1 protein-coding gene is annotated in these 270 nt (G+C 68.9%); it reads left to right on the top strand.

The annotated features are described in order from the left end of the window. On the top strand, positions 1-270 hold a 270-nt coding region (locus tag J0695_RS33430; RefSeq protein WP_206968522.1), incomplete at both ends, for an MMPL family transporter.

Here is a 270-nt window from a genome sequence, read left to right on the forward strand (position 1 = left end):
GCCGACTTCTCCGACGCCTTCGAGGGCATCGACTCGACGCTGCTCTTCTCGGCGCTCGGCGTGGTCGTGGTCACCCTGCTGATCACCTACCGGAGCCCGTCGCTGCTGATCGTCCCGGTCATCTCGGTGGTCGGCGCGCTCACCGCGGCCCAGGCGGTGATCTATCTTTTCGCCGAGCACGCGGGCCTGACCGTCAACGGCCAGAGCGCGGGCATCCTCACCGTGCTGGTCTTCGGCGCGGGAACGGACTACGCGCTGCTGCTCGTCGCC

Source organism: Streptomyces beijiangensis (assembly GCF_017315755.1).
GTDB lineage: Bacteria > Actinomycetota > Actinomycetes > Streptomycetales > Streptomycetaceae > Streptomyces > Streptomyces beijiangensis.